This window comes from Bradyrhizobium sp. McL0616, assembly GCF_049993385.1.
Classification (GTDB): domain Bacteria; phylum Pseudomonadota; class Alphaproteobacteria; order Rhizobiales; family Xanthobacteraceae; genus Bradyrhizobium.
This window is the reverse complement of record NZ_CP188255.1, coordinates 7,807,009-7,829,390: the sequence shown is the minus strand read 5'-3', so window position 1 is coordinate 7,829,390 and position 22,382 is coordinate 7,807,009. Positions and strand designations below refer to the sequence as shown.

The 22,382-nt window shown below is 64.8% G+C and carries 20 protein-coding genes; 9 read left to right on the top strand and 11 right to left on the bottom strand.

The window, feature by feature from the left end; translation table 11 throughout:
* Positions 1–26: 26 nt before the first annotated feature.
* Complete coding sequence (locus ACPPVR_RS37800; RefSeq protein ID WP_426611568.1) at positions 27–1,190, top strand: acyltransferase family protein; 1,164 nt, start codon at positions 27–29, stop codon at positions 1,188–1,190.
* A 46-nt stretch (positions 1,191–1,236) separates the two neighbouring features.
* Here the strand turns inward: ACPPVR_RS37800 and ACPPVR_RS37795 are convergent, their stop codons facing one another.
* Complete coding sequence (locus tag ACPPVR_RS37795) at positions 1,237–1,572, bottom strand: putative quinol monooxygenase (protein ID WP_426611567.1); 336 nt, start codon at positions 1,570–1,572, stop codon at positions 1,237–1,239.
* A 360-nt stretch (positions 1,573–1,932) separates the two neighbouring features.
* On the opposite strand from ACPPVR_RS37795, the gene ACPPVR_RS37790 reads away from it, so the two are divergent.
* The 4 genes from ACPPVR_RS37790 to ACPPVR_RS37775 all read left to right on the top strand — a co-directional run bounded on the left by ACPPVR_RS37790 (position 1,933) and on the right by ACPPVR_RS37775 (position 6,346).
* Entirely contained in the window at positions 1,933–3,171 is a 1,239-nt protein-coding gene (locus ACPPVR_RS37790) for an FAD-binding protein (protein WP_426616265.1), read from the top strand.
* Positions 3,168–4,490, top strand: coding sequence for a glycolate oxidase subunit GlcF (gene glcF / locus ACPPVR_RS37785; RefSeq protein ID WP_426611566.1), 1,323 nt, complete (start codon positions 3,168–3,170; stop codon positions 4,488–4,490). Before ACPPVR_RS37790 ends, glcF begins: the two co-directional genes overlap by 4 nt.
* Before the next feature lie 69 nt (positions 4,491–4,559).
* Positions 4,560–4,934 carry a histone gene (locus tag ACPPVR_RS37780; protein WP_426611565.1) on the top strand — a complete coding sequence of 125 codons (375 nt, stop codon included), beginning with the start codon at positions 4,560–4,562 and terminating at the stop codon, positions 4,932–4,934.
* Between the two features lie 404 nt (positions 4,935–5,338).
* On the top strand, positions 5,339–6,346 hold the full coding sequence (locus tag ACPPVR_RS37775; protein WP_426611564.1) for a TorF family putative porin: 1,008 nt from the start codon (positions 5,339–5,341) through the stop codon (positions 6,344–6,346).
* A 256-nt stretch (positions 6,347–6,602) separates the two neighbouring features.
* On the opposite strand, the gene ACPPVR_RS37770 is transcribed toward ACPPVR_RS37775, so the two are convergent.
* On the bottom strand, positions 6,603–8,363 hold the full coding sequence (locus ACPPVR_RS37770) for an ABC transporter ATP-binding protein/permease (protein WP_426611563.1): 1,761 nt from the start codon (positions 8,361–8,363) through the stop codon (positions 6,603–6,605).
* A gap of 316 nt (positions 8,364–8,679) precedes the next feature.
* Between ACPPVR_RS37770 and ACPPVR_RS37765 the strand changes: the two genes are divergently transcribed.
* Positions 8,680–10,344, top strand: coding sequence for an L-lactate permease (locus ACPPVR_RS37765; protein ID WP_426611562.1), 1,665 nt, complete (start codon positions 8,680–8,682; stop codon positions 10,342–10,344).
* Between the two features lie 136 nt (positions 10,345–10,480).
* On the top strand, positions 10,481–10,879 hold the full coding sequence (locus ACPPVR_RS37760) for an META domain-containing protein (protein ID WP_426611561.1): 399 nt from the start codon (positions 10,481–10,483) through the stop codon (positions 10,877–10,879).
* An 8-nt stretch (positions 10,880–10,887) separates the two neighbouring features.
* On the opposite strand, the gene ACPPVR_RS37755 is transcribed toward ACPPVR_RS37760, so the two are convergent.
* The 3 genes from ACPPVR_RS37755 to ACPPVR_RS37745 form a co-directional block, all read right to left on the bottom strand.
* On the bottom strand, positions 10,888–12,099 hold the full coding sequence (locus ACPPVR_RS37755) for a hypothetical protein (RefSeq protein WP_426611560.1): 1,212 nt from the start codon (positions 12,097–12,099) through the stop codon (positions 10,888–10,890).
* A 142-nt stretch (positions 12,100–12,241) separates the two neighbouring features.
* A complete protein-coding gene (gene groL, locus ACPPVR_RS37750; protein ID WP_426611559.1) occupies positions 12,242–13,873 on the bottom strand; it encodes a chaperonin GroEL in 1,632 nt (543 codons plus the stop codon).
* A gap of 162 nt (positions 13,874–14,035) precedes the next feature.
* On the bottom strand, positions 14,036–14,332 hold the full coding sequence (locus ACPPVR_RS37745) for a co-chaperone GroES (protein WP_426611558.1): 297 nt from the start codon (positions 14,330–14,332) through the stop codon (positions 14,036–14,038).
* Between the two features lie 308 nt (positions 14,333–14,640).
* Between ACPPVR_RS37745 and ACPPVR_RS37740 the strand changes: the two genes are divergently transcribed.
* Complete coding sequence (locus ACPPVR_RS37740; RefSeq protein WP_426611557.1) at positions 14,641–15,162, top strand: hypothetical protein; 522 nt, start codon at positions 14,641–14,643, stop codon at positions 15,160–15,162.
* A 74-nt stretch (positions 15,163–15,236) separates the two neighbouring features.
* Here ACPPVR_RS37740 and ACPPVR_RS37735 read toward each other — a convergent pair whose 3' ends face one another.
* Entirely contained in the window at positions 15,237–16,016 is a 780-nt protein-coding gene (locus tag ACPPVR_RS37735) for a protein phosphatase CheZ (RefSeq protein WP_426611556.1), read from the bottom strand.
* A gap of 313 nt (positions 16,017–16,329) precedes the next feature.
* On the opposite strand from ACPPVR_RS37735, the gene ACPPVR_RS37730 reads away from it, so the two are divergent.
* A complete protein-coding gene (locus ACPPVR_RS37730) occupies positions 16,330–17,130 on the top strand; it encodes a L,D-transpeptidase (RefSeq protein WP_426611555.1) in 801 nt (266 codons plus the stop codon).
* A gap of 76 nt (positions 17,131–17,206) precedes the next feature.
* Here ACPPVR_RS37730 and ACPPVR_RS37725 read toward each other — a convergent pair whose 3' ends face one another.
* From ACPPVR_RS37725 to ACPPVR_RS37705, 5 genes are all read right to left on the bottom strand, one after another.
* Positions 17,207–18,043: a DUF2076 domain-containing protein gene (locus ACPPVR_RS37725; RefSeq protein WP_426611554.1), complete on the bottom strand. Its 837-nt coding sequence runs from the start codon at positions 18,041–18,043 to the stop codon at positions 17,207–17,209.
* 125 nt (positions 18,044–18,168) lie between these two features.
* Complete coding sequence (locus tag ACPPVR_RS37720) at positions 18,169–19,014, bottom strand: ChbG/HpnK family deacetylase (protein WP_426611553.1); 846 nt, start codon at positions 19,012–19,014, stop codon at positions 18,169–18,171.
* Positions 19,011–20,057 carry a glycosyltransferase family 2 protein gene (locus tag ACPPVR_RS37715; protein WP_426611552.1) on the bottom strand — a complete coding sequence of 349 codons (1,047 nt, stop codon included), beginning with the start codon at positions 20,055–20,057 and terminating at the stop codon, positions 19,011–19,013. Before ACPPVR_RS37715 ends, ACPPVR_RS37720 begins: the two co-directional genes overlap by 4 nt.
* An 86-nt stretch (positions 20,058–20,143) precedes the next feature.
* Positions 20,144–21,121, bottom strand: a complete 978-nt coding sequence (hisG, locus tag ACPPVR_RS37710; RefSeq protein WP_426611551.1) for an ATP phosphoribosyltransferase — start codon at positions 21,119–21,121, stop codon at positions 20,144–20,146.
* A gap of 3 nt (positions 21,122–21,124) precedes the next feature.
* The gene (locus ACPPVR_RS37705) at positions 21,125–22,276 is read right to left on the bottom strand and encodes an ATP phosphoribosyltransferase regulatory subunit (protein ID WP_426611550.1); all 1,152 of its coding nucleotides are present in this window, start codon (positions 22,274–22,276) and stop codon (positions 21,125–21,127) included.
* Positions 22,277–22,382: the final 106 nt, after the last annotated feature.

Here is a 22,382-nt window from a genome sequence, read left to right as displayed (position 1 = left end):
GGCCGGCTCTCCGGCCTGGTGGCGACATGGCGGATGTTGCGATAGGTGCCACGGACGAAGCGCCGGCCGAGCCGCGAACGAAATCGCGGCTGCTGTTCATCGACAACATCCGCTGGTCGATGATCATTCTCGTGCTGAGCATGCACGCCTGCGACACCTACAGTCCGTTCGGCAATTGGTACTATGTGGATCGACAGGCAACCAGCTTCGGCACGGCGCTCTTCTTTGGCATCTACCAGAGCTTCCTCCAGGCCTTCTTCATGGCGGCGCTGTTCTTCATCGCCGGCTATTTCGCCGCCGGCGCCTTCGATCGGAAAGGCTTCCCGAGATTTGCGCGTGATCGGCTGCTCAGGCTCGGCTTGCCGACCTTGCTCTACATGTTCGTGATCGGTCCGCTCACGCAGTATTTTCTCTCCTGGACCTGGGGCAATGGCGGCTTCGGCCATCAATGGCTGACCCATCTGGAGGACGGAGAGTGGCTCTCCGAGACCGGCCCGATGTGGTTCTGTGCGGTGCTGCTGCTGTTCTCGCTTCTCTATGGCCCGGTTCGCCTGTCAGGATGGCGGGAGCCGAACGTCACGCTGCACGGGACCGTGATCGCCCTATTCATCGTTGCCATGGCCGCAGCGACATTTGCCGTTCGCGTAGCCGTGCATGCTGATGCCTCGGTGCTCAACGTCCATCCCGGCGACGTCGCGCAATATGTCCTGATGTTCGCGGCCGGCGCGCTTGGCTATCGCGGCAACTGGATCGCGCAGCTTGCCGAGCGGTCCTGCATCCGCTGGGGGCTGCTTGCGCTGGCGCTCGCCGTGCCGCTGTTCGCCGCGCTGGTGCTGTTCGGTGGTGGCCTGAGCGGCGATACGACGCTCTATGCCGGCGGCTTCAACCTCGTCAGTGCCGGAAAGTGCCTGTGGGAGGCGCTGGTCTGCGCCGGCATGGGGCTCGTGATGCTCGCCGTCTATCGCCGCTACTTCGATACGCAGGGACCGGTCGCCAAATGGCTTTCCGACAATGCGTTCGGCGTCTACCTGATCCATCCGCCGATCCTGATCGGCTTTGCGCTGCTCCTGCACACGCTGCCGCTGGGGGCGATCGCAAAGGTATCGCTATTGACGCTGCTTGCGGCCATCGGCAGCTTCGCAGTGTCGGCGTGGATTTTGCGCAAATCGCCGCTGCGCGCGATCATCTAGTGCCGGGCGCCGCGGCTCGAGCCGCGGCGCTCGGTCCCGATATGGCTTACATCATCCCGTATTGCGTGCGCTCGCGCTTCGCCAGCAACGGCAGGGCTTGCCCCGCGATGTAGGTCTTGAAATGTGCGCTCTCCTGGTGCGCCTTGAAGGCCGCCTCGTCGCGGAACAGTTCGTAGAACAGGAACTGCGCCGGATTGTCCTTGGCGCGCGAGATCAGGAACAGCTTGACGCCGTCCTCGCGCTGCGCCTCGGGCAGGAAGCTGTCGAGGATCGCGGCGACCTTGTCGGCTTCGCCGGGCTTGGCCTCCCATTGCGCGACGACGAGAAGGCCGCCGCCGTCAACCGCGTCGCTGATCGATTTCTGTGTTGCATAATGGTTCATGGTCTTTGCTCCTTGCTGCTGGGCTTGGGATGACGATGTCGTCCATGGCAAGAAGTAGATCGCCAGGGCGGCTGCGAAGACGGCTCCGAAGGCTGGGATCACCGGCCTGTGACTGAGCGCTTCACGGGCACGCGGCGCCCGCCGCGGATGTGTCGATCGTTCCATGCCTGTCTCCATCGGTTGATCGCGCCCCCGTTCGGACAACCTTGTAGCGATGGCCCGCCGGGTTTGGTTCGCCGCTGGTCGAAGTGTCGATGTCGTGAACGCTTCGATTGCGGTCGAAGCGTCGCGGTGGGGTCTCGCGCATCGGCTTCACGCCGCATTTGATTTTGGTGTCGAATTTCGATACCCGCTATGAGGGTGGATACGCTCAGGGTACGAGACGCCAAAGACGTCGAAGAAGTGGTGCGCGCGGCGATTGCCAATGAGCAGCCGCTCGAGATCATTGGCCATGGCAGCAAGCGCGGCATCGGGCACACCATGGCGACCAACGCCGTGCTCGACCTCTCCGCGCTGAGCGCGGTCGTCGCCTACGAACCCAACGAGCTGATCGTCACGCTTCAGGCCGGCGCGCCGGTCGCCGACGTGCTGTCGCTGATCGATTCCAAGAACCAGCAATTCGCCTTCGAGCCGATGAACACGGCGCCACTGCTCGGCACGCCCGCGCTCGGGACCATCGGCGGCATGATCGCGGCCGGCCTCGCCGGGCCGCGCCGCATCAAGGCGGGCGGGGCACGCGACCATCTGCTCGGCGCGCATGCCGTCTCCGGCTTCGGCGACAGTTTCAAGACCGGCGGCAAGGTGGTGAAGAACGTCACCGGCTACGACCTCTGCAAGCTGCTGGCGGGCTCCTGGGGCACCCTGTCTGTCATGACCGAGGTCACACTGAAGGTGATGCCGAAGCCGGAAGCCGAGCGAACGCTGCTGCTCCGCGGGCTCGATGATGCCGCCGCCAACAAGGCGATGACCGCGGCGCTCGGCTCGCCCTTCGATGTGTCTGCGGCTGCGCATCTGCCGAAATCGGCGTTTCGGGGCAGGACCGACGGGCTTGGCGATATCGCAGGCCAGGGCGAGGCGCTGACGGTGCTGCGGCTCGAGGGCATCACGGCCTCCGCCGTCCATCGCGCCGGCTCGCTGCGCGAATTGCTGGCGCCGTTCGGAACCGCGACCCTGATCGAGGACGCGGCGTCGTCCGCGCTGTGGGCCACGATCCGTGACGTCCTGCCGTTCGCGGCAAGCGGCGCGCTCGGCGCCTGGCCGGTGTGGCGGATCGTCTGTCCGCCGGCATCGGGCGCAGCGCTCGGCGCGCAATTGGCGCGCGAGACCGGCGGCGACGTGATCTACGATTGGGGCGGCGGTCTGATCTGGGCGGCGCTGCCGCCGAAGGGCGACGCGCACGCGCCGGCCGTGCGCCAGCGCGCCGGCGCCTTCGGTGGGCACGCTACCCTCATCCGGGCGGCCGAGGACGTCAGGCGCGGCGTCGACGTTTTCCATCCGCAAAGCGAGGGCATTGCCGCCCTGAGCGAGCGGGTCCGCGCCAGTTTCGATCCAAAAGCTATTCTCAACCGGGGACGGCTGACGCGGGGCGTTGCGGCATGAAGACCGAATTCTCACTCGCCCAGCTTGCCGACCCCGACATCGCGGAAGCCGACAAGATCCTGCGCGCCTGCGTCCATTGCGGCTTCTGCACCGCAACCTGCCCGACCTATGTCCTGCTCGGCGACGAACTCGATAGCCCGCGCGGCCGCATCTATTTGATCAAGGAGATGCTGGAGAAGGACCAGGCGCCGACGGCCGAGGTGGTCAAGCACGTCGACCGCTGCCTGTCCTGCCTTGCCTGCATGACCACCTGTCCGTCAGGGGTGAACTACATGCACCTCGTCGACCAGGCCCGGGTCAGGATCGAACAGCGCTATCAGCGGCCGCTGACCGAGCGGCTGTTGCGCCAGGTGCTGGCCTTCGTCCTGCCCGACCCGCAGCGCTTCCGCATCAGCATGCGGCTGGCGCGGCTGGCCCGGCCCTTCGCGGTCTTCCTGCCGACCCCGCGGCCGTCGGCGACGCCCGGCCTGATCCAGCGCATCAAGGCGATGCTGGCGCTGGCACCTGGCCGGCTGCCGGCACCGGGCCCCGCTCCGGGCAGCGTGTTCGCAGCACTCGGCAAGAAGCGCGGCCGGGTCGCGCTGCTCCAGGGCTGCGCCCAGCAGGTGCTGGCGCCGCGCATCAACCAGGCCGCCATCAGCCTTCTTACCCGCCACGGCATCGAGGTCGTCCTGGTCAGGGACGAGCAATGCTGCGGCGCGCTGACCCATCACCTCGGCCACGACGATGATGCGCTGGCACGCGCCCGCGCCAATGTCACGGCGTGGCAGAAAGAGGCGGCAGGCGAGGGGCTCGACGCCATCCTGGTGACGGCATCGGGCTGCGGCACTGTGATCAAGGACTACGGCTATCTGCTGCGCGAGGATCGCGCGCTTGCCGCCGATGCCGCGCAGGTTTCCGCGCTCGCAAAGGACATCACCGAATACGTCGCCGGCCTCGGACTCGCGCCGACGACGCGGGAAGACAACATCGTCGTCGCTTATCACTCCGCATGTTCTTTGCAGCACGGGCAGAAAATCACGGGCCTTCCGAAAGAATTGCTTTCCAAGAATGGATTCGTGGTGAAAGATGTGCCCGAGAGCCATTTGTGTTGCGGTTCGGCGGGGACCTACAACATTCTCCAGCCCGACCTTGCGGGCAGGTTGCGCGATCGCAAGGTCGCCAACATCGCGAGCGTCAAGCCGGACATGATTGCCGCGGGCAATATCGGCTGCATGGTGCAGATTGCCAGTGGCACGTCAATTCCGGTCGTGCACACGATTGAGCTTCTCGATTGGGCTACGGGCGGGTCGCGGCCGGCATTGAATTCGTCGAGCTGAACTTTCCTCCCGGGGTGACGGCCGAAGACGCCCGATCGACCATTGTTCGGCGGCAACAGGAGGACCACGATGGCGAAAGCGACAAAGAAAAAAAGCAAGAAGGCCAAAAAGGCCAAGAAGGTTGTAGCGGCGAAGAAGGCGACGAAGAAGAAGGCGGCCAAGAAGTCCGCAAAGAAGGCAGCGAAAAAGTCGTCCAAGAAATCTGCAAAGAAATCTGCCAAGAAAGCCGCACCGAAGAAGGCTGCCAAGAAGGCAGCAAAGAAGGCTGCGGTGAAGAAGGCGGCGCCCAAGAAGGCCGCGAAGAAAGCAGCACCGAAGAAGCCGAAGGCAGCTTCCGCGCCGAAGCCGGCAGCGCCGGCGCCGGCTCCCGAGCCTGCCGCCGAGACAAGCTGGGCGATGCCTTCGTCTTCTGCGGAGCCGACGCCGGCCGAGGGCCAAAGCTAGGCCAGGCCAGGGTCCAGCCCCCTACCCACGATCGACAATCAGGAAGGCCGCAGCGGTGACGCTGCGGCCTTTTTGCATCGCCGCCGCGGCCTGCCGAAGGCTGCCGCTTTTCGAGTCAGCTTGATTCGGTGCGCGCACGCCACGCGACCGCAGGGCTACGTACTATCCCGGTCCCCTCTGTGCACTTTGGCGTGAAATTAATGTGATCGAGAAGCAACACAGTCTGACAACCTTTCGTGGAATCGCCAGAACGCCTAAAAAGTCGGCAGATGCTCTTGTTTTTTGCTTCACGGTTCACGTCCCCCAATCCAGATTGCCGCGGTAACGAAATTTGAAATCAGGTCGGGTGGCCCGGGGGGCTTCCGGAACTCGACTGGGGTCTAGAACTGGTGATGGGGATCGAAATGAAGAAAATGGCTTTGTTGGCAACGGCGCTGGCAATGGTGGCGACGGGTTCGGCTTTCGCGGCAGATTTGCATGTGAAGGCACTGAAGGCTCCGCCGCCGCCGGCCTTTGACCCCTGGGATATCGCCTTCGGCGGCGCGATCATGAACGACTACATCTTCCGCGGTGTGACCCAGTCGAACCACAAGCCGTCGGTCGCCGCCTATTTCGAGCCCCGCTACAACGTCACCAAGGATCTCCAGCTATACGTCGGCGTGTCCGCGGAGAGCATTTCCTTCGCCAACCGCGCTGCGGCAGAAGTCGACATCTACGGTGGTATCCGCCCGACCTTCGGTGCCTTCGCCTTCGATATCGGCGTCTGGGGTTATCTGTATCCGGGCGGGAGCTGCGCCGACAACGTGCTCACCGGCGGCATTCCGGGCGGCAACGTCTGCGGAATCAGCTCGACCACGATCTTCCTCGCCGACGGCAACGTCATGAAGAAGGACGTCAGTTTCTTCGAAGTCTACGGCAAGGGCACCTACACGGTGAACGACAACTGGGCGCTTGGCGTGACCGAGTACTACTCGCCGAACTTCCTGAATTCGGGTGCTTGGGGCAACTACGCCTCGGTGACCGCCAAGTACACGGCGCCGAGCACGGTTTTCGGCTCCTCGGGCGTCGGCCTGTACGCATCGGGTGAATTCGGTCGGCAGTGGTTCGGCACATCTGACGCCTTCTACGGCACCGGTGTCGGCACCGTTTTCGCCAACGGTATCCCCTACAAGGACTACTACACCTGGAACGTCGGTGTCGGCTTCACCTACAAGGTGTTCACGCTGGATCTGCGTTACTCCGACACCAACCTGAACAAGGGTGATTGCAACGCCTTCACCAGCGCCTTCAACGCCAGTGGCACGACCAGTGTCACCCCGATCAACCCCGGCGGTGCTGGCTCGAACTGGTGCGGCGCGGCTGGCGTTGCCAAGCTCTCGTTCGACCTGACGGCGATGAGCAACCTGAAGTAAGTTTCTTCCCGAGACGACTCCCAAGGGCGGCAGAGCAATCTGCCGCCCTTTTGCTTTGGGATGGAGGGCTTTCGGCCTCAGGGTCGAGACGTGGCTCGAGATTGCGAGGGTGCCTGCGCCTCAAAGTGCGCGTGGAAGAGCGGGTGGACTGCTTCACACTCGGTCAATGACGAGGCCAGAACCAAGACGGCGGGCGTCCCGAGGGCGATCAGGAAGCCGCCGGTCCTTTCGATGCGATAACCCGCCGGCCGCCGCCTCAGCGCGCCGCGCTCGGCTCCTTCTCGGCCGGCGCGCCGCCATCGCCGAGGACGTGGATCTTGCCATCCTCCACCATCGTCACCTTGCGGGTGTGGAAGGCGTCGAGCGTGGAGCGGTGGCCGATCGAGACGATGGTGGCCTGCGGCAGCTTCTCGACCAGCAGCCGGTAGAGCCGGGCCTCGGAGGGCTCGTCGAGCGAGGCGGTGGCCTCGTCCAGGAACAGATAGTCCGGCGCATGCAGCAGCGCGCGGGCGAGCCCCAGGCGCTGCTGCTCGCCGAGCGACAGCATCCGGTTCCAATGGCCCTCCTCGCCAAGCCGCTCGGCGAGGTCCGGCAGGCCGACTGCGAGCACCGCATCCCGGATCCGGGCTGCCTGGAACGCGCCGGGCGCTGCAGGATAGATCACGGCTTCACCCAGCGGGCCGACCGGGAAATAGGGGCGCTGCGGCAGCATCATCAGCTTCGCCTTCTCGGGGACGACGATGGTGCCGGTGCCGAACGGCCAGATGCCGGCGATGGCGCGGAATAGCGTCGACTTGCCGGAGCCGGATGGCCCGGTCACCAGCACGCGCTCCGGTGCCTGGATGGTGAAGCCGTCGGCTGCGACCAGCGGCGTGCCGTTGGGCAGGTTCACGCAGAGCTGCTCGAGGCCGATATTGCGGCCGCTGGCGGCCTTGAGCGCGATCGCCGGCTCATGGGCGGGCAGGTGCGCGGCCGCATCGACCGACATCTCGAAGCCGTCCAGACGTGCGACGATCGCACGCCACTCTGCCAGCGATCGATAGGCCACCACGAAGAACGATAACGCGCCTTGCACGCTGGAGAAGGCGGACGCTGTCTGCATCATGTCGCCCAGCTGGATCTTCTTGGCGAAGAAGGCGGGCGCCACCAGCACGTAGGGAAAGATCACGGCGGCCTGCTGATAGCTGTTGGTGAACGCGCTAAGGCGTTTGGTGCGGCTCATGATCGCGTACCAGTTGCCGATCACGAAGCTGAAGCGGTCCAGCAGGCGCCCGCGTTCGGCGCCTTCGCCCTTCAACAGCGCGATCTGCTCGGAATTCTCGCGGACGCGGACGAGGTTGAAGCGAAAATCGGCTTCATAGCGTTGCTGCTCGAAATTGAGATTGACCAGCGGCGCGCCGATCCAGTGCGTCAGCGCGGTGCCGAAGATCGCGTAGATCAGCGCAATCCAGCACAGATAGCCCGGGATCATGTAGTCGGTGCCGAACAGGTGTAGCGGCGCGGCCTTGGAGAGACCCCAGAGGATGATGACGAAGGAGAACAGCGTCACGATCGACGAGAGCAGGCCGAGCCCGATGGTCAGGGTCTGCTCGACGAAGTTCTTGACGTCCTCGGTGATGCGCTGGTCCGGGTTGTCGGCGGCGTCGCCCTTGAGCTGCATGCGGTAATGCGTGGCGCCTTGGAGCCATTCGCCGAGATAGTGCCGGGTCAGCCATTGCCGCCAGCGGATCTGGAGCCATTGGTTCAGATACAGCTTGTAGACGGCCAGCGCGATCGCGGTGAAGGCGAGCACGACGAAGATCCAGATCTGCGTGACGAAGGCGTCCCAGTCACTCGCCTGGAGCGCACTGTAGAACCGGTTCTGCCATTGGTTCACCAGAACGTCGATTGCGACCAGCGCCAGCTCGATGGTGACGACGGCTGCGAGCAGGCCGCGGCCAGCCCATTTGTCCTCCGATCGGAAATAGGGAATGGCGATTCGCCAGACGATCGCGAGCGTGGCGCTGATGTTCTTCACAGAGCGGGATCTCCTGAGGGGATGTGCACAAATGCTCGGAGCCAAATGGCTGAGGCAAGAGCCGACATGGGCGCGCTTAGACTAAAGTCGCAAGTTCTGTAATTTGCGTTGGCTTGTCGCGGCCTGCAACCCTAGCATGGGCTTTAACGGCGCGGGGTGGGGGCCTCCGGGACTTCGCGAGCTTGTGAGCGGGCGGGAACAGCCGCATTCGCAACACTTTCGCCAAGAGCGCACAGGCACCTCAGCCACCACGCCAGGCAGGCCCGGTCATCCACGCTGACCGGCATGTCACAAGAACGCGTGGGGGAGGAAGACCATGTGGAATCAAATCTATGATCCGCTGCACAGCCCTGTGCTGTCGACGATCGCGGCGGCGATACCCGTCGTCACGCTGCTGGTCCTGATCGCAACCGGACGCGTCCAGGCCCACATCGCGGCCATCATCGCCGTGATCCTGACCAACCTGATCGCTATCTTTGTCTTCACCATGCCGGCAGGCATGTCGGTTCGCGCCTCTGCGCTCGGTGTCGTTGCCGGCTTCTTCCCGATCGGCTGGATCGTGTTGAACGTTATCTTCCTCTATCAGATCACGGTTGCAACAGGCCAATTCGAGCTATTGAAGCGCGCGGTCGGCGGCGTCACGGAGGATCGGCGCCTGCAGCTACTGCTGATTGCGTTCTCCTTTGGTGCCTTCTTCGAAGGCGCCTCTGGCTTCGGTACGCCGGTCGCCATCACGGGCTCCGTCCTGATCGGGCTTGGCTTCTCGCCGCTCGCGGCTTCCGGCCTGTCACTGATAGCCAACACCGCGCCGGTTGCCTTCGGCGCGCTCGGCACGCCGATCCAGGGCCTGGCTTCCGTCACCGGGCTTGATCCCTACATCCTCGGCGCGATGGTCGGACGACAATTGCCGTTGTTCTCGCTGATGGTGCCCTTTTGGGTGGTGTGGGCGTTCGCGGGCTGGAAGGGCATGAAGGACATCTGGCCGGCGATCCTTGTCACTGGCCTATCGTTCGCGATCCCGCAATTCGTGATCTCGAATTACATCAATCCCTGGATCGTCGATATCGGCGCTTCGCTGATCTCGATGGGGAGCCTCATTCTGTTCCTCAGGGTCTGGCAGCCGAAGCAGCTCTGGCTATCGCCGGCGCTGCGAGGCAGGGACGAATCGGCCGCGACCATGGCCAAGCCGGCGTCGATGGACAGAACTCCGCTCACGCAACGCGAACTCTGGACCGCCTTGCTGCCATGGATCATCGTCTGCGTCGTGATGTTGATCTGGGGCAACGGTGCGTTCAAGACCTGGGCGAACTCGATCTTCACCGTGAACTATCCGGTTCCGGATCTGCACAACATGATCAACAAGGTGCCGCCGGTGGCGGCGAAGCCGACGCCTGAGGGCGCGGTGTTCGCATTCACCTACCTGTCGTTCACCGGCACGGGCATGCTGATCGCGGCAATCATTTCCGCGGCTCTGGCCGGCTTTTCGCCGGCGCGGATGCTCGCGGAATATGGCCGTACGATTCGGCTCTGCGCGATCTCGCTGATCACGATCTCGGCGATGCTCGCTATCGGCACGCTCACCCGTCTGTCGGGGGTCGACGCGACTCTCGGTCTCGCCTTCGCCGCAACCGGCGTGCTCTATCCCTTCTTCGGCACGCTGCTCGGCTGGTTGGGCGTGGCGTTGACGGGATCGGATACCGCCTCGAACATCCTGTTCGGCAACCTCCAGAAGATCACCTCGCAGCAGCTCGGCCTGTCGCCGATCCTGATGGCGGCGGCGAACTCGTCCGGCGGTGTGATGGGCAAGATGATCGACGCGCAATCGATCGTGGTCGCATCCACCGCCACCAACTGGTACGGCCACGAGGGCACGATCCTGCGCTTCGTGTTCTGGCACTCGATCGTGCTGGCCTGCCTGGTCGGCTTGTTCGTGACGCTGCAGGCCTATGTCTGGCCGTTCACGGCGATGGTCCTGAAGTAGCGGGCGACGTCCGGCTTCGACCCAAATCCCCGCGGGATCGTCCCGCGGGGATTTTTGTGACTTGAATCGACAAACCTTCTCAAAGGCTTCGCCGTCTTATAGAAGACCCGGCAAACCGGGTTGGTCGAGAGGTCTCATGGTTTCGTTCAGGCGGATGGTGTGTGCGGCGGCTGCGGTGCTTGCGATGTCCGCTGGCGCGCGTGCGGAAGAGGGCTTCCCCTTCGGCACGGAGATGACGCTCGAAGCGGTGCCTCAGCCCGGCTCGAAACGGATCCCGAACCTCGAAATCGGTGACAATGGCGAGGTCGTGCTCGAGCTCTGGTGCAAGGGCGGCAAGGGCCAGTTTTCCGTCGCCGGCAACACTGTGATCTTCGTGCCCGGCCAGATCGAGGACCGGTCCTGTCCGCCGGCCAGGGCCCAGGCCGATGACGACCTCGTCGCGGCGCTCGCAGCCGTCGAGACCTGGAAGCGCCAGGGCGACGTGCTCACACTGATCGGCCCGAAGCCGCTGCGTTTTCGCGCCAACGGGAATTGACGGTTACGTCACTTCCACACCGACTTGTCGGCGTCCCAGCGCTGGCCCTTCAGCTCCTTGGCCAGCGCCTCGACCGAGCCATTGTCGTCGGGCTGGTCGGCTTCCTCGTCGGCCGCGGCTTCGTCCGAGACGTTGAGCTTGGCGCCGGTGCTCTCATCGGTGGTCGTGGTCGAGGGGCTGCTGATCCAAAGCAACAGCTTGTCGGTCGTGCCCGGCTTGTCGGCGGAGACGAGAGCTGAGACCTCGATCGTGTCGGTGAGCTCAAGTGCCGGGAAATCCTGGTTCGGCCGCTTGAAGACCAGCTTGAGTTTGCCGGTGGCGGGGTTGAAGCTCTGCGAGACCGGTTTTGCCGCGAGCGTCTTGCCCAGCACGCCCGCGACTGCGGCGGCGAGCTTGTCGCGGTTGATCCTGTCGCCGTCGCGCCAGTCGGCGGCGGGGATGCGGATGGAGCGGTCCATCTCGGTCAGCCCAGTGGTCCAGCCGGCTGCGGTGACGCCCGGCGTCGCCTTGAACTTCGCGAGCAGCGCGGCGGCGCGCTCCGGATCGACCGACATGTTGATGGTCTGCTCGCCGGCGCGCAGCGCGTCGCAGCCGACGGTGAGGCTCGCCAGCGTCACCTCGACGTCCTGGCCCTTGAGGCTCTTCAGGAAGTCGGTGGCCACATCCAGCTTGACCTTGACCGCGATCGCTTCCGGCGAGACTTCGGTGAAATCCTTCGGCTGCGGCGTGATGCCGTCATCGGTGGTCTGGTTGTCGAGAAATTCCTTCTCGCTGAGATCGGCGTTGTCCGGCGAGGCCACTTCGGTCACGGCCTGGCCGATGCCGATCTGGCCGCGGAATTCGAAGGTGTCTCCGGTCGCCTTGCGCGTGAGCTTGACGCTGACCGGCGCCTTTTCACCGAGACTCTGCGTCGTGCCCGTCAGCGTCTGGCCCGCGACCTGGAGATTGACGACGAAGCGGTCCTTGCGGTCGGAATTCTTTGTGACGGGGTAACAGACGTCGAGCACGGCCGCCGTGACGATCTTGCCGGACCGCGTCTCCTTCAGGATCACGTCGGCATTGCCGTCCATCAGGCCGTCGATCGAGGTGAAATAGCGCGTTTCCGTGCCGCCCGGCGCCGCGGCCTTCGGCGACAGCTTCATCTGGGCGGAGGCGACCTCGGGCGAGGCACCAAGCAGGGCCGCCAAAAGGGCGGTGGAGCAGACCAGAAGCGCGCGCATCGACTAAATCCTCGGGGAAATAGAATCGGCGCCACCGTAGTGGGTTTTGGCTGCCGGTTGAATCGGAAAGCTAGGGCCATGGTCGGCAAAAAAGAAGGCCGCCCGGAGGCGGCCTTCGCAACATTGCAATGGAACGGACGGCTTAGAAGCCGCCCATGCCGCCGCCGCCACCCGGGGCGGCCGCGGCTTCCTTCTTCGGCGCTTCGGCGACCATGGCTTCGGTGGTCACCAGCAGGCCGGCGATCGAGGCGGCGTCCTGGAGCGCGGTGCGCACCACCTTGGCGGGATCGATGATGCCCTTCTCGACCATGTCGACATAGTCCTCGTTCTGGGCGTCGAAGCCGTAGGTCTCGGACTTGTTCTCGAGGATCTTGCCGACCACGATCGAGCCCTCGACGCCGGCATTCTCCGAGATCTGGCGGATCGGAGCTTCCAGCGCCTTCAGCACGATGTTGATGCCGGCCTGAACGTCGGCATTGGCGTTGGTGAGACGGCCCACAGCCTTCTTGGCACGCAGCAGCGCGACGCCGCCGCCGGGGACGATGCCTTCCTGCACCGCGGCGCGGGTGGCGTTGAGCGCGTCCTCGACGCGGTCCTTCTTCTCCTTGACCTCGATCTCGGTCGCGCCGCCGACGCGGATCACCGCGACGCCGCCGGCGAGCTTGGCGAGGCGCTCCTGGAGCTTCTCACGGTCGTAGTCCGAGGTGGTCTCCTCGATCTGGGCCTTGATCTGGCCGACGCGGGCCTCGATGTCGGGCTTCTTGCCGGCGCCCTTGACGATCGTGGTGTTCTCCTTGTCGATCACCACCTTGCCCGCGCGTCCCAGCATCTTCACCGTGACGTTCTCGAGCTTGATGCCGAGCTCTTCGGAGATCAGCTGGCCGCCGGTCAGGATCGCGAGATCCTCCAGCATGGCCTTGCGGCGATCACCGAAGCCCGGCGCCTTCACGGCGGCAACCTTCAGGCCGCCACGCAGGCGGTTGACGACCAGGGTGGCCAGCGCCTCGCCCTCGACGTCCTCGGCGATGATGACGAGCGGCTTGCCCGACTGCACCACGGCTTCCAGCACCGGCAGCATGGCCTGCAGGCCGGACAGCTTCTTCTCGTGCAGGAGGATGTAGGCGTCCTCGAGGTCGGCGGTCATCTTCTCGGCGTTGGTGACGAAGTAGGGCGACAGATAGCCGCGGTCGAACTTCATGCCCTCGACGATGTCGACTTCGGTGTCGAGCGACTTGTTCTCCTCGACGGTGATGACACCCTCGTTGCCGACCTTCTGCATCGCCTGCGCGATCATCTTGCCGATGGCGGCATCGCCGTTGGCCGAGATGGTGCCGACCTGGGCGACCTCGGAGGAGGCGGCGACCGGCTTGGCGCGCTTCTCGATGTCCTTGATCACCGCTGCGACAGCGATGTCGATGCCGCGCTTCAGGTCCATCGGGTTCATGCCGGCGGCAACCGACTTGGCGCCCTCGCGCACGATGGCCTGGGCCAGCACGGTCGCGGTGGTGGTGCCGTCGCCGGCGAGGTCGTTGGTCTTGGAGGCGACCTCACGCACCATCTGGGCGCCCATGTTCTCGAACTTGTCGTCGAGCTCGATCTCCTTGGCGACGGTGACGCCGTCCTTGGTGATGCGAGGCGCGCCGAACGACTTCTCGATGAGGACGTTGCGGCCCTTCGGGCCGAGCGTCACCTTGACGGCGTTGGCGAGAATGTCGACGCCGCGCAGCATGCGATCGCGCGCGTCTCCGGAAAACTTGACGTCCTTGGCAGCCATGGTCTGCAATCCCTGTTACTTCGTGATGGGTCTTGTTTCGTGATGTGTCGTGTGTGTTCGTCGCATCAATTCCGGGATCCGTGGATCGAACCCGGCGGAATGATGGATGCCCGGACCTGATGATCCGGGCATGGCATTCAGCGGCCGTTCAGGCGTACGGCCTTAGGCCAGAACGCCCATGATGTCCGACTCCTTCATGATCAGGAGATCTTCGTTGTCGATCTTGACCTCGGTGCCCGACCACTTGCCGAACAACACGCGGTCGCCGATCTTGAGGTCGATCGCGATCAGCTTGCCGGCCTCGTCGCGGCCGCCGGGGCCGACGGCGACGATTTCGCCCTGGGACGGCTTTTCCTTGACGGTGTCCGGGATGATGATGCCGCCCTTGGTTTTTTCCTCGGCATCGATACGTTTGACCACGACACGGTCATGCAGCGGACGAAATTTGGACTTAGCCATGACGTTTCCCTTTGGAGGCTCGGTTTTCCGAAAGCGGCGGAAGTGGGTGAGGGCAGCGCTGCCGCCGGAGGATCGAACGGCGCGCTTAGCAATCGGGCTTTCCGAGTGCTAATAGTGTGCCCGGAAATATGGCTTGGCCGCGATCCTGTCAAGCAAAGGTGGTTAAGCGATTGGTGAGGCGGATATAGGATGGTGGCATTGGAAACTCGTTCGGGGCGCGGACGTATTATAGGACGTCATTGCTCCAGCAGCGGTTTTGCGCTTGGCTGCGGGAGGGGTGCGGCCGTCGTTTGGTTCGGGGGAAAGCCATGATCAGTTCAGCTCACGCGCGCACGGTTGCCAATCTGGCGGCGGCCTCTTGCCTGGCGCTGCTGCTTGGCGCCTGCGGCGGCGGCATGAGCCTGCCGTCCTTCTCCTCGTCCCAGCCGGCGCCCGAATCCGAGCCCGGCCAGGCGCCGGAAATGCCGGCGTCGATCCGTGCCGACGAGATCGTCGGCCGCTGGGGTCTCGCCTCGTTCCAGAACCCGGCCGATCGCGCCCGTACCGAGGCGGCCGCCCGGGCCCAGTGCAAAAATCCTTACGTGATCGGCGCCGGGACCTCCGGCGGCGTGGTCATGCATCTGGCCGACCAGGCCACACCGCAGGAACTGCGGCTGAAAGGCTCGCCCGGCGGCAAGAACTTTATCGGCCCGCCCGGCCCGACGCCCGGCGAGCAGGACCGCGAGATCGTCTCCTTCGACGGCCGCGTCATGATCACCCGCTTCGTCGACAAGGACGCCGCCACCCGCTACGGCAACATGGTCTACGTCCGCTGCGCGCCAAGGGCGTGATCGGGGTACCCGTCTAACCACGAAAAAAACGCCGGCTTGCGCCGGCGTTTTGTTTTTCTCTCTGCCGCGTCCGATCAGTCGAACAGCGCGTCGATGTCGTCCTGCGAGGCGTGGCCGACGTCGCCGGCGAGCTTCGGGCCGTTGAGGAGCTTGTCGTCGTCGCTGCGGGTATCGACCTGCGGCACGACGTGGGACTTGATGGCGTCGACGCCGCCCCAGATGTCCATCATCGCATTGATGTGCTGCTCGATGAATTTCATCGTGCCCATGACCTTGCTGATGCGCTGGCCGGTCAGGTCCTGGAAGTTGCAGGCCTCGAAGATCGAGATGACGCGTTCCTGGATGTCGTCGGCGAGCAGTTTCTGCTGGTCGGCCGATTGCACCTTGGACATCGCGCTAGCCGCCTGGTCGATCGACTCCGCGGCTTCGAGAATTTGCTGGGTCGCCTGCTCGGTGCCGCCGACGACCGCGCCGAGCTCGCCATTGACCTTGGCCATTTCGCCGCCGTCAAAGCTCTTGCCGTGCAGCGTCGCGATCTCGCGCTTGGTGCGATCGATGGCGTCATGGATGAGGTCGAGCTCGACCTTCAGCTTCTCGCACTGCTCGATCTGAGCCCGGTAGGTCTCAAGCATCGTGCGTGCGTCGGTAAGCTCCTGGGTCGTAGAGGCGTCGATGGCCGCCATGGCTGCGCTGCCGGATAGCGGGGCAGTGCCCTTCGCCATCTGTGCGCGGATCGCGCGCAGCTCGGCCATGATCTCGCTATGCATCGGCATTGCCTCTTCCGTTACGTCAAGAATTGGCATCTCGCCACCGACGATATCTTCGACACGAAAACGTTTGCGGTGAATTGCCATCACGTTACTCCCCCCACCTCACTCACGCGTCTTTGTAGACAGAAGCGATTTAACACGAAGTTCACAGCCGGAACTGATGTGCGGCGGTGCGCGACGACGTGAAAACCCGCGGTTAACCATGCACTTCTCACATTCACCGAAAATAAACGCTGATCGCCAATTGGCCCTCGCTTGGCGAAATGGTGAATCGAAAAGCCGTTTCCGTTTACCAAACAAAACGGCTTTTGCTCTTTATTGACCACGTCGCGGACGCGGTTGAGCCAGACGCTTTCGACGGTAAATGCAACTAGACGAAACAGTACAGAGTACGTCGATGTTCAAGAAAATGTCTGTCGCGCTGCTTGGCAGTGCTTGCACCTTCATGGCCGGCGCGACCAGCGCCGGTGCCTTCGACAATACTGTGCCGAACGATCCGCCAGCGGTGCTCTACCAGCCGCAGGTGCTGCCGGCGCCGGTGCGTGTCGCCTCCAATGCCAACATGGGCGGCGGCTTCATCGAGTTCCTGTTCGGCGATGGGCCCGGCCGCGGCCCGGCCTATGCTCCGCAGCAGCCGCTCTATCAGCAGCAGCCGGGCTATTCCGATCCGCGCCGCCTGCCGCCGATGGGCGAACCGCAGATGCAGGGGGCGGCTGTTCAGCAAGAGGCGGTCGATCCCCGGCAGCGCCAGTTCGATCCGAGATTCGAGAAACAAGTTGTTGACTATAGCGGCAAGGAAAGTGTCGGCACCCTGGTGGTCGATACGCCGAACAAGTTTCTCTATCTCGTCGAGGGCAACGGCAAGGCGATGCGCTACGGTATCGGCGTCGGCCGTCCCGGCTTCACCTGGTCCGGCGTGAAGTCGATCACGGCCAAGCGCGAATGGCCGGATTGGACACCGCCTTCGGAAATGATCGCGCGCCGCCCCGATCTGCCACGGCACATGGAAGGCGGCCCGGAAAACCCGCTCGGAGCGCGCGCAATGTATCTGGGCTCGACGCTTTACCGCATCCACGGCTCGAACGAGCCATGGACCATCGGCACCAACGTCTCCTCCGGCTGCATCCGGATGCGCAACGAGGACGTCATCGACCTCTACGGCCGCGTCAATGTCGGCACCAGGGTCGTGGTGATGTGATCGCCTGGCATCTTAAATGAAAACGGCCGCCTCATGGGGCGGCCGTTTCTGTTTGGTGCAAGGACGAGAAATGGCGTCACGCGTAGTCGCTGCCGCCGTCGTCTCCGCCGCCACCGAAATCGCTGTCGTCGGCCACGTCCACGTTGTCGTCGTTCTGATCGTTGTCGTTCTGGTCGTTGTCGTTACGGTCGTTGTTCGACGCCTGATCGGCGAAGCCCTGGCGCGAGTCGTCGCGATCACGGTTCGAACCGATGTCGTTGAGGCCGGCATCGCGGGCGAGCGAGCCGCCGGACTGGTCGCTGCCGCCCCAGGGGCTGCCGCCGCGATCACCGAAGGCGCCAGTGTCGCCAAAAGCCTGCTGATGCGATCCGCCCATCATGCCGCGGATGCTCGAGAGCAGCAGCGAGCCGCCGACGACGCCGGCGGCCGCCGCCGCCGCCGTGCCGAGGAACGAGCCGCCGCCACCACCGACCGGCGGGGCGCCATAACCCTGTCCATAACCTTGCCCTTGGCCGTAAGCCTGTCCGGAAGGCGGCTGGCCGTAACCCGGCTGCGCCTGCTGCATCGCCTGGCCGCTGTTCCACACTGGCCGCTGGTCGCGCGGCGGCACGTTCGGAACCGACCCGCGTGAGGGGCTCCCGCCGAACAGTGTGTCGCGCATGGTATCCAGGAAGCCGCCGGATTGGGCCTGCTCGGGCGCATGGGCCGCTTCCAGCTCCTGGATGCGGGCATGGGCGCGCTTCAGTGCCTCGTCCTGCAACAGCACGGTCTGCACCAGCGCGTAGATCGCGCCGGGCGCCTTGCGCAAGCCATCCGAGATCGCGGTGATCGCATCGGGATCGCGCGGTGCATTCTCGATTTTCGAAAGCCGGTCGAAAAGCTCGTCAACGAGCTGGCGTTCCTGCGGCGTCATGGTGTGTCTCCTTCGCGCGAAACAAGCGCGAGGCAGATGTAGGGTTCCATTGCGGCCCCAACAGTGGCGGCTGGATTAAATTTCGGTATGCGACAGGCTGCCATCGCGGCTTGCTTTCACCAGGTTCATCCCAATGTCACATTGCTGGCCGCGAGCAGCTGCGGAAAGTCGTCGCTGGCGAGATAGGCATGCTCGCGCTCGCGGACGTCGGTCATGGGGTCGAGGCCGGCCAGGATGTCGTCGACGAAGCCGGGATGGCACATCACGAGGCCACCGTCAGGCAGGCCTTCCAGGAATTGCCGCATCAGTTCGCCGAAATCGGCCGCCCGCGTGAAATCGTACGCGCCGGCAAAACCGGGATTGAAGCTGAGGCCGGCTGCACCGGCGCGGCGGCGGAATTGCGCGCTCAGGATGTCGAGCACCAGTGCCTTCGGCGAGGCCAGCCGCTGCGCCCATGGCAGGTCGCGGCCGCCCTGACGCACCCAGGCGTTTGGCGCGGCTTCGGTGACTGCGTCGACAAAGCCGTCGCGCACCTGCGGAAACAGCTGCACATGCTGGTGGCCGTCAACGAAGTCGGGCGGGCGGCCGAAGGCTTTTGCGAAGGCTGCCAACTGCGCCTTCACCTCATTGCGAAAGAACTCACGGTCGAGCCGCCGCATGAGGCCCGCGCGCAAGAGCTTTGGAAAGGCGAAGAACATGTCGCCGTCGAGCGGCCGGAAATGCATGGTGAGCGGCCGGAACGGCGCCGACAGCGTCACATGCAATCCGATCGCGCAGCGCGGGCTCGTCTTCGCTGCGGCCTGAAGCGCGTCGACCTCGCCGCGCTCGATCGCAGGGCCCACCATCATCACCGACGTGGCATTGAGGCGGCCGTGTTCGATCAGGTCGCGGATGGCCCGGTTGACGCCGGGGCTGATGCCGTAATCGTCGGCGCAGAGCCAGATCCGCCGCGGCGTCGCGGCCGCGCTCATTCGGCCGCCGTCCTGTTCGACGCGTCGTCGGCTTTGCCGGCTTCGAAATGCTTTTCGCTGTGCTCGGCGACGAAGTAGATCGGGCGCGCCTTCAGCTCGGAGAGGATCTTGCCGATATATTCGCCGACGATGCCGATCATGATGAGCTGCACGCCGCCGATCGTCATCAGGCCGATCACCAGCGAGGGATAGCCCGGCACCTGCTTGCCGGTGGTCCAGACCTCCCACAGGATCGAGAGGCCGAACAGGAAGGCGCCGCCGGCCAGGATCACGCCGAGCAGGCTGGCAAAGCGCAGCGGCGCCACCGAGAACGAGGTCACCCCTTCGATCGACAGGCCGAGCAGCCGCGCGGCGCTGAAGGTGGTCACGCCGTGGATGCGCGCCGCGGGCTCGTAGTCGACGCGGATCTGGCGGAAGCCGATCCAGCTCGCCAGACCCTTGAAGAAGCGGTTGCGCTCCGGCAGCTGCCGCAGCGCAGCGACCGCGCGCGGCGACAGCAGGCGGAAGTCGCCGGCGTCTTCCGGGATTTTCTGGCGGGCGCCCCAATTGATCAGTGCGTAGAAGCCGTGCACGGCGAGCCGGCGTAGGAAGGGCTCGTTGTCGCGATGCGCCTTCGCGGTATAGACGACGTCATAGCCATCCTCGATCCAGTGCCGCACCAGCTGCTCGATGAGATCAGGCGGATGCTGGCCGTCGCCGTCCATGAACATCACGGCGCCGAGCCGGGCATGGTCGAGCCCGGCCATCAACGCCGCCTCCTTGCCGAAATTGCGCGACAGCGAGACCACCTGGACGTCGACCATATCGGCCGGCAGGCTGCGTGCGATCGACAGCGTCGCATCCGCGCTGCCGTCGTCGACATAGACGACCTCGCAGGCGAGGCGATAGCGCTGCCGCAAGGTTTTTGCGAGATCGCAAATGCGCTGGTGCAGGGAGGCCAGGCCCGCCGCCTCATTGTAGACGGGGACGACAATCGACAGTCCCTTCGCCGCGGCGCCGGCCGCGGTGGTCGTCAGGCCGGAAACGTCAGAGCCCAGCGTCATCGATCAAGGTTCCAGAGGCGTTGAAGTCTTCTCAACAGCATATGGTAGCCGTCGCTTGCTGTCGCCATGCTGAACGGGCCCGAGGCTCACTGCCGCAGGAACGCCTCGAGCTTGGCGAAAAGCGGGTTGTCCCGGTCGAACACGTAGTCGAGCGAGACCACCGAGACGGTCTCGGCGCCATGCTCGCGCAGGAAGCTCGCGAGCGCGTAGAGCTGCCCAGGTGGGCAGTGCAGCGTGAGCATGCCCGACGAGGTCGGTCCGCCGAACGGGGTTTCGACGCCGAAGCGGCTGTGGGCTTCGCCGAGCAAGACCGCGTCGCACTGCCGGAAACGGGTCCGGACCTCACGATATTTGTTGGCCCGCGCCCGCGCTGCGATGTGATCGAGGATGATGCGCGCGGTCTCGCGCGCTTGCGGCGTCCAGTCGGCATCCTTTGAGGCGACCAGATTGGCCTGGCTGCGCAGCATCACGCCGTCGTCCAGCACCCGGAGGCCATTGGCGGCAAGTGTCGCGCCCGTGGTGGTGATGTCGACGATCATCTCGGCGGCGCCGGCTGCGGGCGCGCCTTCGGTTGCGCCGGTGCTTTCGACGATGCGGTAGTCGACAATGCCGTGGTTCTGGAAGAAGGCGCGGGTGAGGTTGACGAACTTGGTCGCGACCCGCATCCGCATGTGGTGCTGCTCGCGGAAGCCGGTGGTGACGTCGTCCAGATCGGCCATGGTGCGGACGTCGATCCACGACTGCGGCACGGCGACGACGACGTCGGCATAGCCGAAGCCAAGCCCGTCGATCAGGGACACACGCTTGTCGGCATCCGCGATGTTCTCGCGCACCAGATCTTCCCCGGTGACGCCGAGATGCGCGAAGCCGCGGGCCAGTTGCGCGGCGATCTCGCTCGCCGAGAGATAGGCGACCTCGACATTGTCGAGGCCCGCGATGGTGCCGCGATAGTCGCGTGCGCCGCCGGCCTTCGACAGCTTGAGTCCCGCACGGGCGAAAAAGGCCTCGGCATTTTCCTGAAGCCGGCCCTTGGAGGGAACTGCCAGAACGAATGGCGCGCTCATGGCTTAAGCTCCCACCTTGCGGCCGATCCCGGTCAGCGCGTCGACCCAGACCGAAAAGCCGACGGCAGCAATCGGCGCCGGCGAGCCGAGCTGGGTCATCAGCCCGTCATAGCGGCCGCCGGCGACCAGTGGCTCGGTGCCGTTACCCCGGTGATGCAGCTCGAATTCGAAGCCTGTGTAGTAGTCGAGCCCGCGCCCGAACGCAGTCGAGAAGCGTGTGCCCTTCACGTCGATGCCGCGCGCGGCCATGAAGCCGATCCGGCTTTCGAACTGGTCGATCGCGCCAGCGAGATCGAGCTTTGCATCAGCGGTGAGCGCGCGCAGCTCGGCGACGGCACCGTCAGGGTTGCCCGATATCGACAGGAAGCGCTTCAGCACGGCGATCGCCTCGCGCGGCAGCGCGCCGCCCTTTAGCGTCGATTGCTCAAGAAAGCGATCGGCGATCTCAGCCGTGGTGCGGCCGCCGACATTGGTGGTCCCGGCGATCGACATCAAATCGGTAACGAAGGCCAGCGCCGCCTTGCGGTCGGAGCCGGCGAGCGCGGCCAGCACGCCCTCATATTCGCTGCGAGTGGTGGCAGTCGTGCGCGCCAGCCGCTCTAGATCCTGCTCCAGGCTGATCTTGCGGTTGAAATCCTTGACCAGGCGGCGGCGCCAGACCGGATAGAGGTCGAGCGCATCGAGCAGCGCGTTGAACAGCGCGACGTCGCCGGTGCGGATCTCGACATCGCGGACGCCGAAGGCGGCGGTCGCCTCCAGCGCCAGCGCCAGCATCTCGGCATCGGCGGCGGCGCGATCCTGGCGGCCGAACGATTCGATGCCGGCCTGGAGGAATTCGCTGGCCTGGCCGCTGCGGTAACGGAACACCGGGCCGAGATAGCTGAACCCGGCGGGCTGGCCGGCGCGGCCCGAGGCGAGATAGTCGCGGGCCACGGGGATGGTCAGGTCGGGGCGCAGGCAGAGCTCTTCGCCGGACAGGTCGGTCGTCAAATACAGGCTCTTGCGGATGTCCTCGCCGGAAAGGTCCAGGAACGGCTCGGCCGGTTGCAGGATGGCGGGCTCGGCCCTGACATAGCCCGCCTGCGCGAACGACAGCAGCAGCGTGTCCGCCCAGGCGGCAGATCCGGCAGCATTTGAGGTGGCAGTGACGGTCATCTCGGGGTCCATCGTCCGGGCGGAACCGGGCAGGCAAGGAAAGGGACGGGAGTTGGCGCAGCCCTTAGCATGGCCGGAAACCGGTTTCGACCTTCAAAGGATCAAT

Coding starts and splice junctions, on each gene's coding strand:
- groL (WP_426611559.1), bottom strand. CDS start 13,873: ATGGCTGCCAAGGACGTCAAGTTTTCCGGAGACGCGCGCGATCGCATG.
- ACPPVR_RS37755 (WP_426611560.1), bottom strand. CDS start 12,099: ATGCGCGCGCTTCTGGTCTGCTCCACCGCCCTTTTGGCGGCCCTGCTT.
- ACPPVR_RS37715 (WP_426611552.1), bottom strand. CDS start 20,057: ATGACGCTGGGCTCTGACGTTTCCGGCCTGACGACCACCGCGGCCGGC.
- ACPPVR_RS37720 (WP_426611553.1), bottom strand. CDS start 19,014: ATGAGCGCGGCCGCGACGCCGCGGCGGATCTGGCTCTGCGCCGACGAT.
- ACPPVR_RS37725 (WP_426611554.1), bottom strand. CDS start 18,043: ATGACGCCGCAGGAACGCCAGCTCGTTGACGAGCTTTTCGACCGGCTT.
- ACPPVR_RS37740 (WP_426611557.1), top strand. CDS start 14,641: ATGATCAGTTCAGCTCACGCGCGCACGGTTGCCAATCTGGCGGCGGCC.
- ACPPVR_RS37800 (WP_426611568.1), top strand. CDS start 27: ATGGCGGATGTTGCGATAGGTGCCACGGACGAAGCGCCGGCCGAGCCG.
- ACPPVR_RS37760 (WP_426611561.1), top strand. CDS start 10,481: ATGGTTTCGTTCAGGCGGATGGTGTGTGCGGCGGCTGCGGTGCTTGCG.
- ACPPVR_RS37775 (WP_426611564.1), top strand. CDS start 5,339: ATGAAGAAAATGGCTTTGTTGGCAACGGCGCTGGCAATGGTGGCGACG.
- glcF (WP_426611566.1), top strand. CDS start 3,168: ATGAAGACCGAATTCTCACTCGCCCAGCTTGCCGACCCCGACATCGCG.
- ACPPVR_RS37795 (WP_426611567.1), bottom strand. CDS start 1,572: ATGAACCATTATGCAACACAGAAATCGATCAGCGACGCGGTTGACGGC.
- ACPPVR_RS37780 (WP_426611565.1), top strand. CDS start 4,560: ATGGCGAAAGCGACAAAGAAAAAAAGCAAGAAGGCCAAAAAGGCCAAG.
- ACPPVR_RS37735 (WP_426611556.1), bottom strand. CDS start 16,016: ATGGCAATTCACCGCAAACGTTTTCGTGTCGAAGATATCGTCGGTGGC.
- hisG (WP_426611551.1), bottom strand. CDS start 21,121: ATGAGCGCGCCATTCGTTCTGGCAGTTCCCTCCAAGGGCCGGCTTCAG.
- ACPPVR_RS37745 (WP_426611558.1), bottom strand. CDS start 14,332: ATGGCTAAGTCCAAATTTCGTCCGCTGCATGACCGTGTCGTGGTCAAA.
- ACPPVR_RS37730 (WP_426611555.1), top strand. CDS start 16,330: ATGTTCAAGAAAATGTCTGTCGCGCTGCTTGGCAGTGCTTGCACCTTC.
- ACPPVR_RS37765 (WP_426611562.1), top strand. CDS start 8,680: ATGTGGAATCAAATCTATGATCCGCTGCACAGCCCTGTGCTGTCGACG.
- ACPPVR_RS37705 (WP_426611550.1), bottom strand. CDS start 22,276: ATGACCGTCACTGCCACCTCAAATGCTGCCGGATCTGCCGCCTGGGCG.